This window comes from Saccharopolyspora phatthalungensis (assembly GCF_014203395.1).
Classification (GTDB): Bacteria; Actinomycetota; Actinomycetes; order Mycobacteriales; family Pseudonocardiaceae; genus Saccharopolyspora; species Saccharopolyspora phatthalungensis.
In genome coordinates, this window is record NZ_JACHIW010000001.1 from 5,346,794 (window position 1) to 5,360,327 (window position 13,534).

Genomic DNA, 13,534 nt, shown 5'->3' on the forward strand with positions numbered 1-13,534 from the left:
GAGCGCTCGCTCGACGTGGGTGTGATCGGTCAGAGTTGGCAGCGCCCTGCCTGCGTTGGTGTCTTTATCCACCTCGGTGGTGGTGTATTCCCAGACTGTTTCGAACTGGTGATTCGCTCTGTGGCGCGGGCTTCCAGTAGTCGAGAACCGGGTCCCTCCAGTTCGACAGCCGCCTTTGATCACGGCGTGGTGATCGGCCAGCCAGTACAGGGTGTCCCGTGACGACCACCATGTGGCCGTGGGTGGGGGAACTCGTTGTATTCGAGGGGCTTGTCAACGGGCATCGCCGGTGTCCTTTCTCGTGTGTATGAACGGGTTTTCGCCCTGTGGTGTGTCTGTCGTTATGTGTTGTGCTTCGGCGGAGGTTGTATGGCGTTGCAGCCCGCGAGGTGGGCGGGGTCGCTGTGGAATTCCTCGGGGTGCTGGATGGGGTGGTGGGGGTTGAGGTAGTCGCCGAGGTCGGCGAGTGTGGCGATGCGCGTCCTGGGCACGGCGGCGCCGCATCCGGGGCAGGAGTCGATCATTAGCCACCCGTCGCCAGGGGTGGCGAGGTCGGGAATGAAGTGCCACCTGCGCGCGGCAGGCCTATCCGTGATGGTGATGAGGTCGCCGGGGACTTCTCCGCTGCGGGCGCGGTAGTCGCGTTGGGTGTCGTCGGTGATGGTCACCCGGCTGATGGGGATCTGGAGTGCGGCGGCGATGGTGCGGGCGACGCGTGCGCGACGCTTCCATCGTGTCCATTGTGGCGAGTTGTCGTGGCGGTGTGTGAAACCGCCGGGGTCGGTGGCTCGGTGGGCGTGTGCGGCGTTGAGTGCTCGTCCGGCGAGCCCTGTGGCGTGGTGTGTGGCTGGTGTGCTGGTATATGTCATTGGTCATCACCGTGTAATCAGTGCCGTGTGGGGGTTTTCGAATCGGAAGTCGTTGTTAGGCAGGCGGTACGCTCTTTTCCACGCGGTGGTGGGGTGTGTGGGTGTTCGGCCACAGTGTCAGGTGGTCGTGATGGCGCAGTGTGGGCGGTGGCCCGGGGCGCCGTGTTGTTCGGCGGGCAGGTGGTTCTAGCGTTCGTCGTTGTCGGGGGCGAGCCAGTCGCCGAGGTCGGCGAGCGTGGCGACGCGTGCCATATGGTTCCGCCGCTGCCGGGGTATTCGTCCAGTGGCGTCCACTCGTCGTCGGACGTGGCCGGGTCGGGAAAGAACTGCCAGGTGTGCCCGGTGCTCGGGTTGATCAGGTCCGAGTGCACATGGTGGGCGTGGCGATTGCCCGGTGCGAGGTCGTCGGTGATGAGCACGTGATCAACCGGCACCCCCAGCGCGTCGGCGATGGTGCGCGCCGCGCGACAGCTCGGAGTCCACTGTGGTCATTTGTGGTGGCGATGGTGTAGGGCGTCGGGTTCGGCCGTGCGGTAGCGGCAGGCGGCGTTGATCGTACGTCGGGCAAGCCGTTGGAGGCTGGTGGTGGTCACCGCTGCCAACCCAACGCGTCGGCGGCGCTGTCGGACAGGTAGCCGACCTGCTCGCCTTCGCCCAGCCACACCACCGGCTCCTGCGTTGGGGGTGTGCCGTCGCGGTCGGTGTTGGCCGGGGTTTGCACGACGGCGCCGATGGTGTATTCGAATGGCCGCCCCGGTTGCGCGGCCCACCGGATCGGGGTTTCGGAGTCGTGGTCTTTTAGAGCGGCGAGCAAGTCGCCGACGGTCTCGATTCCCATCACAGACCTCCAGAGAGTCACAATAGACAGAAGGGTTTGATGTTCAATTGGTTGTTGGGCTGGCGGGTGCTTCGCGGTGTAACGATGGTGGCGGCGATGCTGACCGGCGAGGGTGCTCTGGTCAGCGTGGCGCCATGGAACGCCGTGGATTTTGGTGTGGTCAGTGTTGCGCCGGATGGGGCGGGTCACCGATGATGATCAGGGCGCGATCGATCAGTTTTTCGGCGATGGGTGCCAGTTCGGCAACGGTGTCGAGGTGTTTGTCGCGTGGCACCGGTGTCGTGTCCCACCATTGTTCCGGCGGCTCGAAGGTCAGATCGGTCCAGGTCATGTCGTGGGTGAGGACTTGTGCGAGCGCGAAGCTTTGGTGTGGGTAGAAGTCGCGGTGCACCGTGGCGCGTACTGTGCTCCCGGTTGGTGTCCGCACTGTTCGGATGTAGACGTAGGTGTGGTTGTTGCCCGTTGTTGTCTCGTCGGTGATCACGGAATTCATGATGTGCTTTCGGCTCGTGGTGGATGGCGTGCGTCAGGTAGGGAAATGTATTTCCAGGTTTTCTGGTGGCGATTCAATGGTGGCTCTGCCGCGCGGTGGGTGGCTGGTCGTTGTCGGGTGGCACGGTAAGGATTTCGGCGCTGCGGTGGATCAGCCGCTGCGCCAGTCCGCCGAGTACGGTGGGGGCGATGATCGCAGGGCTCGGTGGTGGGGTGGTGGTGATCCAGTTCGCGGGGCAGTCCTCGGTGAGGTGGGTCCAGGTCCTTTTCTCGGTGAGTACTTCGCTGACTGCGAAGCTGTGATGGGCGGAGATGTCGCGTCGAATGCGGACTCGCACGGTGCGCCCGTTGATCTGGACGACCCGGATGTAGTGGTAGCTGTGCGGGGTGATTCCGACGCTTTCGTCGATTTCATTGATGTCCGGGGCAGGCATGGATTTCCTCCGTGACTATTCAGGTGGTTTCCGGGCTGTGAGGTTTTGAGGCGTGCCTGTGGGGGCATTGCGGGCAGGGCGTTACCCGGTGGTCGCTGTTACCGGGCGGCGGGAGTTGCGGCGGTTCGGAGTCGTTGGGGTGGTCCTGATCGCCGCGTTGCTTGCGGGGCTTTTCCGGTGTGGTCGCGTTAACCGGTGGCGAGGATCGGGTTCCCATTCGGCGGCGCGGTGCTGTTGTGCTGGTGAAGGCAGCGTCGAGCAGACCCTTGTCCCGATGCGGAAGTGTGGTGTGGTGTGGTGAAATGGGCGTGTTGGTGGCGCTCGGGGGCCGGTCAGGTTGCGGGCGTTGTCTGTGTGGTGGGAGGGAGTTCCAGCCGTACGGTTTGGCTGTGGCAGCGGTACAGGGCGGTGGGGTTGAGCCAGTCACGGTCGCGCCCGTCGTCGGGTTTCACGCCGATATTGGTGTTTCCGTGGTGGGAGGCAGCGAGGAACAGACGTCCGGGGCCCAGGCTGATTTCCTCGCCTACGGTCGGCGTGCTGGGATACAGGCCCCGGGCCCAGTCGCCGCTGTGCGGAGAGGGCCGGGTGGCCAGAACAACGGCGACCAGGTGCCCGTGCATGCCGACTGGGGCGGCATCGAATGTCACGAGGTCGGGTGTGTGGTCACGGGTGGCGCGGGTGAGGCATACGGTGCCGTAGCGGTCGGTGCGCCGTTCGTCACTGTCCCAATATAGGCGTCCGGTACCGAGAACAACGGTGTCCATTGTGGATTCCTTTGTTGTGGGTGAGGTGCGGGTGTGGTGGTCCGGGGGCGGCCCTGGGTGAGCTCTGGGGGCCGCCCCGGGGGTGTGTGGTCAGGGGGTGGCGCGCAGGGCTGTGGTGGCGGCGCGGCCGATGGCCTGCGCGGTGGTGGTGGGGTCGGTCAGGGTGTGCACGGTGACGCCGCGCATCGGGCGGGTGTAGGGGGTGTCGGGGGCGAGCCAGAGCACGGCGCATCCGTTGGCGCGCAACCGGTCGAGGCGTTTCTGCCCGTCGTGGCGGGCGTCGGGGCGGTAATTGCCGTCGGAGACGATGACCAGCAGCCGCGCGGCACCGGGGCGGTAGAGGTGCAGGGCGCCGTCGAGGGCGTCGATCGCGCGGGGGATGTTCTCGTCGTTGTCCTTGGCGTCGAATTCGGTGACCTCGCTGGGGGTGGTGCCGGGGTGGGTGATGGCCCGGACTCGGCGTCCGTAGATGACGGTGGCGGTGGTGGCGGGGATGTGGGCGTGGTGGGCGGCGTGGGCGAGGATCCAGGCGGCGGAGGCCACCGGCCCGGCGAATTCGCCCATGGAGCCGGAGACGTCGCAGGCGATCGCCAGCCGCAGCGGTGGCGTGGGGACGGTGCGGCGGGTGGTGCGGGTGAAGGGTTCGGCGGTGGGCAGTGCTCCGGCGGCGCGTTGCGCGTCGGCGGCCAGCGCGCCGCGCATCCGTAGGCGTCCGGGTGGTGTGGCCGAGGTGGTTTTCGTCGCGACCCGGTCGCGGATTCCGGCGGTGCTCAGCGCGCGGGCCAGGTGTCGTGCGGCGTTGCGTTCGTGGTGTGTGGGTGGGCGGGTACCGGCGATCGCGGTGCGGCCGGTGCGTGGGCCGCTGGGGGTGAACACGGTGCGCGCGGCTTTCGCGGCGGCCTGTTGTGCTTGTTGTTCGGCGGCGCTGGCTTGGGCCGCTTCGGTGGCCGGGTCGGTGGGTGCGGGTTCACCGGCGCTGTTGGCCGTGATCTCGGCGACCGCAGCGCTGATCGCCTCGGCCAGCGGTGATGGTGTCCCGCAACCGTGGGCGGCCTCAATGCTGGGGGGTGGTGTGCCGGGGTCGGCGCCGAGGGCGTCGCACCAGCGGTGGCCGAGGTCGAGCATGGTCTGGGCGTCGTCGTCGTCCACGTGGAGGGCGTTCTGCCAGATCTCCTGTAGTCGCTGGAGAGTCGCGGTACCGAAGATGGTCTCGACGGTGCGGGCCAGGGGTGCGGTTTCGGTGGGGGTGAGGATTCCAGCGTCGGCGCGGCCCATCAATAGGGCGGCGGCGCGGGCGGCCTCGTGCGGGGTCATGGCCGGGGCGCGGGCGGGGTCCTCGGCGTGGGTGTCGGCGAGAATGAGGTGGGTGGCCGAGGCTCGCAGCCAGTGCCGGTCGTCGGGGCGGCGGTGGATCTGGGCGGCTTCGATGCGGGTTTCTTCCAGCAGCATGGCGGCTTCGAGGGCGCCGGGCGGCGCGCCGCGTGGTGGTTCCCAGGTGCTGTGGCGGGCGTGGGCGCATTCGTGGGTGAGCAGTCCCCACGCTATGGCGTAGCGGGCGCGGTCACCGGCCAGATGCGGGGTGAGGGTGGCCGGGTCCACGCCGCCGAGGTGGGTGCCGTCGATTTCGATGGTGGCGTGGTGGGGCAGAAAACACGCGGGCGAGCCGTGACCGGCACCGGGCGCGATGGTGACCAGCAGATCTTCCCTATCGGCGATAGTGGGGACTTCGTCGGTGATACGGGCCGACAGCGCCAGCCAGGCGGCATCGCGGGCCGCGTCGAGGGTGGTGGCGGTGGTGTCGTCGGAGATCAGGTGCGCGTTCATCTGGGCCGTGTCCTTTCTGGACAGTTGGACTGGTGGGGTGAGGGTTAGATGCGGCTGCCGAGGGCGAGTGGTTGCACTGTGGTGCCGAAGGCGTCGCGTACGACAGTGGCGACGGTGTCGCGGTCCTCTTCCGGGGCGATGCCCACGAGGTTCCCGGCGGCGGCGTCCGGCCCGAGTACGGCCGAGATCCGCTCGAAGGCGATCAGCTCCCGCAACTGCGGCGCCCAGCCGATCTCGCCTTTGCGTTGCCGGGTGGCGAGATTGCGTGCCACGCGCACGGCCCGCCGGTCTATTTTGAGTTGTTTGGCGAGGTCGAAGTTGGTGGAGACCTGTATCTGGGCGGCAAACCGCGAGGAGAGGGCGTCGGTGAGCACCGCGCCGTGCACGCCCGGGTTGTGTCCGGCCACGACGTAGAAGCCGGGCTCGGCGGTGACGATCTCGCCGCCGTTGGCTTTCACCACGATCTGGCGGCGTCCGTCCATGGCGGGGTAGACCACCGCCAGCACGGTGGGCGGGATCAGCGTGGCGTCGTCGATGAACAGACACCGGCCCTCACGCATCGCGGTGACCAGCGGGCCGTGCACGAACACATACCGGCCGTCGGGGGTTTGGGTGTACTCGCCGACGAAATCGGCGACCGTGGTGTCTCCGTCGCCCTGTACGGTGATCAGATCCGGGAAGGCGGCCTCGACCACTGAGGTTTTGCCGGTGCCGGGCGGGCCGTAGAGCAGGGAGGAAATCCCGGCCGTGCGCAGTTTGCGTAGCGCGGTCACATCCGGCAATCCCGACAGTAGCCTCGGGTGGTAGGTCTGGCCGTTGGGGCGTGTCACCGGCCCGGACACCGGCTCCTTCTCACTGACCGGAACTGTCCTTTCTGGACTACTCGGGGCGGTGGTGGGTGGTGTGGTTTTCCGGGAACGGCCGGACGTGCGCGCCGGGGACGCGGTCGCGGCTGGGGCCGTCGCGGCGGTCGTTGTGGTCGTGCTCGCCCGGTAGCGGATCGGTGCGGTCGATGTTTGCTCGGCCTCGCCCCGCCCGGCCAGCACAGCCAACGCGTTGCCGACCGCGCCGGAAGACCGGCCCAGCTCGCCCGCTATCTCACGCGGGGTGATTTCCCGGCCGGGCTGGTCGGCTAGCCGTTGCGCCACCTGCCGACGCAATTCGCCGCTGCGCAACCGTCCCCCCGTCGCGGTGCCGGTGCCGGGCGTACTGGTGGCCTCAGGTGTCGCCGTGGGGGGTGTGGCCATGGTCAGTGTTCCTTGCATACGGGGCGGCCATACGATCTCGGCGTCGTCGGGCACTGCGTGGATCTGGTCGGTGATGCGAATTGCGGCGGTCACGGTGGCTCCTCTGATAGGCATAGCTCACGCCGGGCGTGGAATTCACTTGATTTCCGGGATTCTCGGTGACCATTTAAAGGTAACTCGACCACGCGCCCGCAGCAACAAATAACACCCCCATTTTCAAGACTCTTTACGGATCACCCGAATAGGCAATGCGTAAACGAAACAAAAAAGGGCCTGTATTTAATGGGAATCCTGTTGCTGGTTGGTATTCCGGTGAACCAAGGGAAAGAAAAGGGAGCCAGGAAAAACAAAGAAAGGGAATGGGTAATTAATGGGGGAATGTGAGTTTGTGTGAGGAGTGTGTGTGGATGGGGAGCCTGTGCCGGGAGGATCATGTTGGGGCCTTGCCGTCGCGCCGCCCCCCGATGTGTCTTTCCGGCTTGCGGGCAAGCCAGTCTGGGACACCTCCGGATCCCTCTCAGCCCGCGCCGAGCAGCACCTGCGCAGCCTGGCGGGGGTGGCGCTTTAGCCGGTGCCCCCTGCGGATCCTCCTGATGATCCTCGGTATGCACCCCCGATGACACCGCCCTCTGCGCCTGTGGCTGGCCGGGGGTGGGTGCCGTCGGGGGTGTCATCGGGCTTGGTCGTAGGCATGGGTGATCCCGGCGGGGATACGGCCGCGGCCGGATACCCGCATGCCGTGCTCGCGGGCCCATTCCCGGATGTCCTGGTTACGTTTCTTATTCGTGGCCGGCGGTGCCGACGGTGTGGTGGGGTGGTGACGGCCGCTTGTGCGGCGGGCATGGGCCACGTAGGCCGCGAGGGTGTCTCGCAGTCCGGTGGCGTTGTTAGGGGAGAGATCGATGGCGTAGCTGATTCCGTCCAACTCGAAATCGATGGTCTCCGCAGTTGGTGTGCCGTCGAGGTCGTCGACGAGCCGGACAGTGACTTTCTGAGCCATGTGCTTTCCTTCGCTTTTTCAGGGGTTTGTCTGCTCGGTTTCTCGCGCGGATACCGGCCATAGGATCGCCCGAGGTATCAATAGCCGATCATGCATCGAGCAGATCATGGTCTTCGATTTCCGGTATGAACCGCGCGGACTGGCTTTTCGGGTGGAAATGTTCTATGCTCGCAAAATGCAGGCGCGTCGCACAAAAGTGCGTGTCCTGGCGTGAGTTTCCCTTCCCGTAGTTGAGGTGGCGCTTTGGCTGAAAAGACCATGGTTGAGTTCGTTGACGACATCGACGGCTCGCCGGCCCAGCAGACCATCACGTTCGCTTTGGACGGGGTGACCTACGAGATCGACCTCAACGCCCGGCACGCGCAGCACCTGCGATCCGTGCTGGAACACCACACCAAACACGGCCGCAGGAAAACCGCCCGTGACGCCGAGCGCGCCGAACGCCGGGCCCGCGAGACCAACAACGATCTGACTGCACAGATCCGCGCCGCCGCGCAGCGCACCCGCGACCACCTGACCGCCCAGGCCGCAGCCCAGCGAACCCCGCGCACCGATCCCGGACCGGCCGTACAGGCGACGATGCCGGCGGCCGCACCGCGAAGCACGAAAGAAGCCAAGAAACCCGCGCCTGCCTCGGAGTTGGCTCCGCAGTTCTCATCGGCGTAGTCAGACGCCGGAGTGCCTGTCATCGCTGGGAAGACACCGCACGCAGCCTGGTCGGGAGGGTGCCCGCGTCCTGGCGAGCAGAGCGGGTGTGTCGTGCGGTCAGGGCGGCATGGATCAGCGGTGCGGCGCGGTAGGTCCAGCCGGGCCCGGAGTTCTTCCAGCAGCCCACCCGCAGCCAGCGACCGCCACGGGTGATCCACAGCCACACGTCGGCCAGGTCGGGGTCGTCCCCGCCGGTGGGCGGGAGTAGTTGTAGGACAACGGTCCCGGTGGGCAGGATGCCCGGGCTCAGGTGCGGATTCCAGGTCCCGGTGAATCCGGTCAGGGCGTGGGCGGGGTCGGTGTCGGCGGAGGTGATGACGATGCCGCCGGTGTTGCGGGGCATCCGCATGGGCGGCGGGGGACCGAGCGTGCATGCCACCCGGCTGCGCAGGGCTCCCGGGGGAGGCGCTGCGGGTGTTCTTTGGTGCGTTCGCGGCCCTGGGGCGCGGAGTTGCCGTGTGGGTGGAGTATGCATCACGGAACGGTCTACTGAGGACATGAGTGGTTTCTCCTTGTCGCGGTGTGGTCGTGTGGTCTGTACGGATATGTTGTATGGACGCTTCGGTGAGGGTGCTCTGTCAACGGTTGTGCCGCTGTGGGGTGAATCCGACAGGTGTGGTCGAACGGCCGTTGCCACTGCGGATGGGCCGAGGGCCGAGCGAACTGTCGGCTGGCTCGTGTCACTTCGCTGCGGCCGTTCCACGGTGATTTCCTGCATGCTGCTGGCGGATGGGGGATGTGGTGGACTCGGGGCGGTGTTGCAGGCGGGCGGCGAGTGTGAGGGCCTGGGGTGTGGGCTGCTCGCCGATCTCGGCCATGCGGGCCGAGAGCAGGGTGAGGGTGCGGGGGATCGCGTCGTGGTGGTCCAGGCGGTCTTGCAGGCGCATGATGTCGCGGTAGAGCAGTTCGTTGTGGGGGTCGAATTCCCGCGCGGTTTCCAGCAGGTCGAGCGTATATTGCGGGTCGGTGTCGACGTGGGCTCTCGCCAGTGCGGCCACGGCGTCGATGGCGTCGCGTCGGGCGGCTTCGCGGGCGGCGTCGATCCATTCGGTGTCCATCCCGTCGGCGAGTTGTCCGCCGTAGTGGGCGACGATGTGTCGCAGTGCGGTGATGCGTTCGGTGTCGGTGGTGGCCGTGCGTCGCGCCGCGATGGCGTGGTGGAAGTGCCAGTAGTCGGTATCGACCAGGGTGGGGTCGAGGTGGTAGCGGCCTTGTTCGGTGAGGGTGATGTCGGACAGGGCGCCGTCGGTGGCCTCGCGCACGCAGCGCCGCAGCCGTGACAGTGCGGTGTTGAGGGCGTTGGTGGGCCGGTCGGGAGGGTTGGCTTCCCAGAGCGCGGCCACGAGTGCGTCGCGGTGCACACCGTCGGGGTGCAGTGCCAAAAACACCAGCAGCTGGCGTTGCCGGGGCGGAAACACGGCGGTGACATCGCATTCCAGGCTGTCCTCGTCGTGACCATCGCGGCGCCAGCGCACCCGGGGCGAGCCCAGCACGGTCAACACGATCGGCGTGACCGGGCGATCACAGGCGAGTTCCTGCTCGGGTGCCTCGACGCCGTATCCGCCCGGGGAGACCGCGGAGTCGGTCACCAAAGACGCGCCGGTGTTGGCCGGCGTTCCTTCGGTGATCGCGGTGACCTCTAACTCGGCGTCGTCGCCGGCAGGGGTGGCCTCAGGCGGGTGTGTCGACGAGTCCTGCGTGTTCCCCGGTGTTTCGGGGGCGTTATCTAACTGGGCTTGGTGTAAGAGGTTCATCAGGTCAGCGGCGGCGGCTTCGGGGAGCCGGAAAACGCGGGTGCCGCGGAGTGCTTCGCCGGGGCCGGGGCTGGTGGTCGAGATGGTGCCCTCCGAGCGGATGTAGGCGGTGATGCCGGGTCGCCATTGGCCCAGCAGGAGGCCGACGAGCCCAAGGTGGACACCGTTGTCCAAAACCGACTGCAACCGCTGGGTGTCCTGCTGCGGGCTCCGGGCGACCAGGGCCAGGACCGGCCATTCCTGATGGTGGGAGCGGTGGTCGTCGCGGGTGCGGCGCAGGATCTCGGCCTCCAGCTCGTCGAGTGCGGTGTCCAGATCGGCCACGACCCGCAGCGTGGTGGGCCATTGGGTGCGGGTGTGCTGCTGTCCCAGCAGGAACTGCAAGTGCTCGGCTGGGATTATCACCATGGCCCCGGCCTGTGACGGGCGTGGGGCTTTCCCGGCGGACGTGTTCTCGGTGGCCAGCATGCTGATCAGCAGCGCACGGGCCGCGGCTGGCGCACCCGCGCCGACTAATCCCAGTCCGTGTGCGGTGGCCAGCTCCAGCGCGATGTCACGTCCCTCGCGCACGCCGATCCCCGCTGCCGTATCCCCATCGAGACGAGCCCGGGCGTCGGCCGCGGCATTCGGGTCGGAATGCGTGCCCACGACAAGGGGTTTTGCGGAATGACGCCGACCGATAGGGCTCCCGGTATCGGTGTCCGGGTTCTGGTTCTGGTCGGTGTCCTCGTGTTCGGCGCGCAGGTGCGCCAGCCGCAGCTGGTAGACCACCGGGGCGACAGGCAGGTCGTCGCGGCGCCGGCTGCCGGGCTGGTAGGTGCGGCGAGAGCGGCGGCGGGCGATCAGCAGCGCGGTACTGATCGCTGTGGCCAGACCCACGCCGACGAATATCTCCGGGCTCAGGGCGATACCCGGATCACCTTGCGGGCGGGTGCCGGTCGGCGGGTCCGGTGCCGCCGGGCGGGCGGGAGTGGCCTGTTTCTGGGACGGGGACGGCGAAAGCATGGTTGAAGGAGCAGGTACGGGGGACAGGTAGGGCGGCATCGAGGCCAGCGGAGGCGGCATCGTGAGCGTGCCGTCCTGATCATCGTTGCGCGGTGGGGAGGTTGCGGGAGAGGTGGTGGGTGGCAGGGCGAGTTCTTCGCCGGGATAGATCAGATTCGGGTTGGTGAGTCTGCCTCCGCCGGGTTGGGGTTTTCCTTTGTTCGCCTCGAAGATCTCGGGCCAGCGGGTGCCATCGCCCAGGGTGCGTGCCGCGATGCGCGACAACGAATCGTGCACACCGTCTTCCGGCCCGCGCACGATTACGGTCGTCGCCACGGCCGCCGGGATCTCGGCGGAAGGGTGAACGGTCGAACCGTGAATGGTGCGCTGGACCGTCGTGATTGAGTGGAGACAGGGTGGCGTTGGGTCCCATGCGGGGGCGGTCGCTGTGATCGCAGCACTGCGTCCGCCGGCGCCGTCGGAGATGCCGGCGGCGGTGGCAACGGCGCGGTTGCCCAGCACTGCGGCAACCAGGACGCCGACGAGGATCGCGGCCACGGCATGCACTGGCCCGCCAGGCTGCGGGTGCGGCCACCGCAGGCCCTGCAAGGCAGCGACGGTGCAACGGGCGACGTCGACGACGAACGCCGCCCAGGTGATCCAGCACAGGCACGCCAGCACGTTCAGCACAACCGACGTTGACATCGGGCCCAGCAGCACCGCCTCCATTTCGCCGACGTCGGGGAGATGGTCGGGCAGCGGCCAGCCGAGGTAGTGCCACAGCGCCCACGGCAACCCGGCCACCAACGCGACCAACAACACCGAGGCCAGCACACCCAGAACCAGGCGAGCCGCGATCCTGGCCACAGCCACGACAATCGGCCACACCAGGGTCGGCGCGCCGATGCGACGGCGATGTCGGCGGTGTCGATGGCGCGGTGGCGAGGCGGTCATGGCCGGGGTCCTTCTGGTCTTACGGTTCGATTGTCTGAACTGTCGTGGGTTCGCTCGGAAGCCTCGGTCCGAGGTCGAGCCTTTGTCCTGGTGGAAATGGGTTCACTCGATTGCATGGAGATTCCGACATTTGGTCGAGATTTCCGACAGTATGCCGATGTTCTTGGCGCATTCGGTCTCCTGATGAACAGAGGTGTCCGTGGTACTGGCTGAGGTGCGGTCGTTGGGGACCGCGCGGCGGTTGCGCACTGCTGAGGAGTTGGAGGACTTCGAGCAGGAGCTGGTGGATCAGTTCGCGTTGGCGCAGGCGGGTGCGGGTTTGACCGACGGCGTGGTGGGGTCCTATCGGTCGGTGGTGTTCGAGTTCGTGCGGTTCCTTGGCCGCCCGGTGTGGACGACGCGCGCCGAGGATGTCGACCGGTTTCTGACTGATCAGCGCAAGAGGGGCCGGGCAGCGTCCACTGTGTATAAAAAGGCGGGAACGTTGGCGGCGTTCTTCGACTTCCTCGTTGTGCGGTATCAGGGTGATATCCACGCAGTGACGAGTTATGTGGTTGAACAGCCGGTCGATGAGTTCAACCGCCCGTCCAACCCGGACTGCGTGGCGCTGCGGGTGCCTCCGTCGCAGGACGAGGTCGACATCCTGTTCACCGCGTGGCGTGAGGCGTTGCCGCATGCCCGGAAGTTCCTGCCGGCGGCGCGGGACTATATGGCCGCCTCGTTGTGGCGCCGGGCGGGTTTGCGGATCACCGAGACGGTGATGTTGGACATTCGTGATTGGCGGCCTGATTTGGGGGAGCGCGGCAAGCTGCACGTTCGGTTCGGCAAGGGGAGCCGGGGGCGCGGCCACAAGCCTCGCCTGGTGTCGGCTATCAACGATGTCGACGCGTTGGTGGAGTGGTGGCTGATTGATGTGCGCCACCAGTTCGGCCCGGACTGGTCGGACCCGGATGCTCCGCTGCTGCCGAGCGAGCGGCGCGACCGGGATACCGGTTTGTGTGTGCGTGTTGGTGATGATGCGTTGCGCTCGGGTCTGGCTGGGGCGGTGGGCCGGTGGCTTCCGGCGTGGGTGGGTCGGTTGACGCCGCATGGGTTGCGGCACTTTTGCGCCTCGTCGTTGTACACGCGTGGCATGGATCTTAAAGCTATACAAGAGATTTTGGGGCACGAGTGGCTGTCCACCACGACGCGGTACATCCATGTCCACGCCAACCACGTCGAACACGCCTGGGAGACGGCCAATCAGCGGGTGGCCTCCCGGCTCGGACAGTAGCGGAGATGAACTGATGCGGTGGAATCTGCGTATGAAGGCGGCTGAGGCCGGGATCTGGAAGTCCACCGAGATGCGCCGACGGCTGGCCGAGGCCGGGTTGGAGATCAGCGCGGGCAAGATGTCGGCGCTGTGGACCGGGACTCCCACCACGATCCGGTTGGACGACTTGGACGTGATCTGCGCGGTGCTGAAATGTGAACCCACCGATCTGCTGATCCGCGAGCAGGAGAAGGTGGCCGCCCGCAGGCCGCGGAAGGCGGCGGAGGCCACCGGCGGCACGGTGGTCACCCCACGGTTTGGCCGGCACCGGTCGGTGCCCCCAGCGTGAGTGGACGCCCGTGGCCGCGGCCCTGCCGTGTGTGCGGTCAGCGACCGGTCAAGCACCGCCAGTCT

Annotated in this window: 13 protein-coding genes; 3 read left to right on the forward strand and 10 right to left on the reverse strand. The window is 67.1% G+C overall.

Annotation, left to right across the window (positions count from 1 at the left end; all coding sequences use genetic code 11):
• Positions 1 to 341: 341 nt before the first annotated feature.
• From BJ970_RS24430 to BJ970_RS24465, 8 genes are all read right to left on the reverse strand, one after another.
• Positions 342 to 869: a hypothetical protein gene (locus BJ970_RS24430; protein WP_184728367.1), complete on the reverse strand. Its 528-nt coding sequence runs from the start codon at positions 867 to 869 to the stop codon at positions 342 to 344.
• A 589-nt stretch (positions 870 to 1,458) separates the two neighbouring features.
• On the reverse strand, positions 1,459 to 1,707 hold the full coding sequence (locus BJ970_RS24435) for a hypothetical protein (protein ID WP_184728368.1): 249 nt from the start codon (positions 1,705 to 1,707) through the stop codon (positions 1,459 to 1,461).
• Positions 1,708 to 1,867: 160 nt separating this feature from the next.
• Complete coding sequence (locus BJ970_RS24440) at positions 1,868 to 2,191, reverse strand: hypothetical protein (RefSeq protein ID WP_184728369.1); 324 nt, start codon at positions 2,189 to 2,191, stop codon at positions 1,868 to 1,870.
• Between the two features lie 82 nt (positions 2,192 to 2,273).
• Positions 2,274 to 2,633, reverse strand: a complete 360-nt coding sequence (locus BJ970_RS24445; RefSeq protein ID WP_184728370.1) for a hypothetical protein — start codon at positions 2,631 to 2,633, stop codon at positions 2,274 to 2,276.
• Between the two features lie 332 nt (positions 2,634 to 2,965).
• A complete protein-coding gene (locus BJ970_RS24450) occupies positions 2,966 to 3,397 on the reverse strand; it encodes a hypothetical protein (protein WP_184728371.1) in 432 nt (143 codons plus the stop codon).
• Positions 3,398 to 3,487: 90 nt separating this feature from the next.
• Positions 3,488 to 5,221, reverse strand: coding sequence for a VWA domain-containing protein (locus tag BJ970_RS24455; protein WP_184728372.1), 1,734 nt, complete (start codon positions 5,219 to 5,221; stop codon positions 3,488 to 3,490).
• 44 nt (positions 5,222 to 5,265) lie between these two features.
• Complete coding sequence (locus BJ970_RS24460; RefSeq protein ID WP_246471797.1) at positions 5,266 to 6,468, reverse strand: AAA family ATPase; 1,203 nt, start codon at positions 6,466 to 6,468, stop codon at positions 5,266 to 5,268.
• Positions 6,469 to 7,138: 670 nt separating this feature from the next.
• The gene (locus BJ970_RS24465) at positions 7,139 to 7,468 is read right to left on the reverse strand and encodes a histone-like nucleoid-structuring protein Lsr2 (RefSeq protein ID WP_184728374.1); all 330 of its coding nucleotides are present in this window, start codon (positions 7,466 to 7,468) and stop codon (positions 7,139 to 7,141) included.
• A gap of 243 nt (positions 7,469 to 7,711) precedes the next feature.
• On the opposite strand from BJ970_RS24465, the gene BJ970_RS24470 reads away from it, so the two are divergent.
• Entirely contained in the window at positions 7,712 to 8,134 is a 423-nt protein-coding gene (locus tag BJ970_RS24470) for a histone-like nucleoid-structuring protein Lsr2 (RefSeq protein WP_184728375.1), read from the forward strand.
• A gap of 19 nt (positions 8,135 to 8,153) precedes the next feature.
• Here the strand turns inward: BJ970_RS24470 and BJ970_RS24475 are convergent, their stop codons facing one another.
• A complete protein-coding gene (locus BJ970_RS24475; RefSeq protein ID WP_184728376.1) occupies positions 8,154 to 8,525 on the reverse strand; it encodes a hypothetical protein in 372 nt (123 codons plus the stop codon).
• Positions 8,526 to 8,856: 331 nt separating this feature from the next.
• A complete protein-coding gene (locus BJ970_RS24480; protein WP_184728377.1) occupies positions 8,857 to 11,868 on the reverse strand; it encodes a LysM peptidoglycan-binding domain-containing protein in 3,012 nt (1,003 codons plus the stop codon).
• 193 nt (positions 11,869 to 12,061) lie between these two features.
• Here BJ970_RS24480 and BJ970_RS24485 point away from each other — a divergent pair, with 193 nt between their 5' ends.
• Both BJ970_RS24485 and BJ970_RS24490 read left to right on the forward strand, forming a co-directional pair.
• Positions 12,062 to 13,141 carry a tyrosine-type recombinase/integrase gene (locus BJ970_RS24485; protein WP_312864383.1) on the forward strand — a complete coding sequence of 360 codons (1,080 nt, stop codon included), beginning with the start codon at positions 12,062 to 12,064 and terminating at the stop codon, positions 13,139 to 13,141.
• A gap of 13 nt (positions 13,142 to 13,154) precedes the next feature.
• Positions 13,155 to 13,469, forward strand: coding sequence for a helix-turn-helix domain-containing protein (locus BJ970_RS24490; RefSeq protein ID WP_184728378.1), 315 nt, complete (start codon positions 13,155 to 13,157; stop codon positions 13,467 to 13,469).
• Positions 13,470 to 13,534 lie beyond the last annotated feature (65 nt).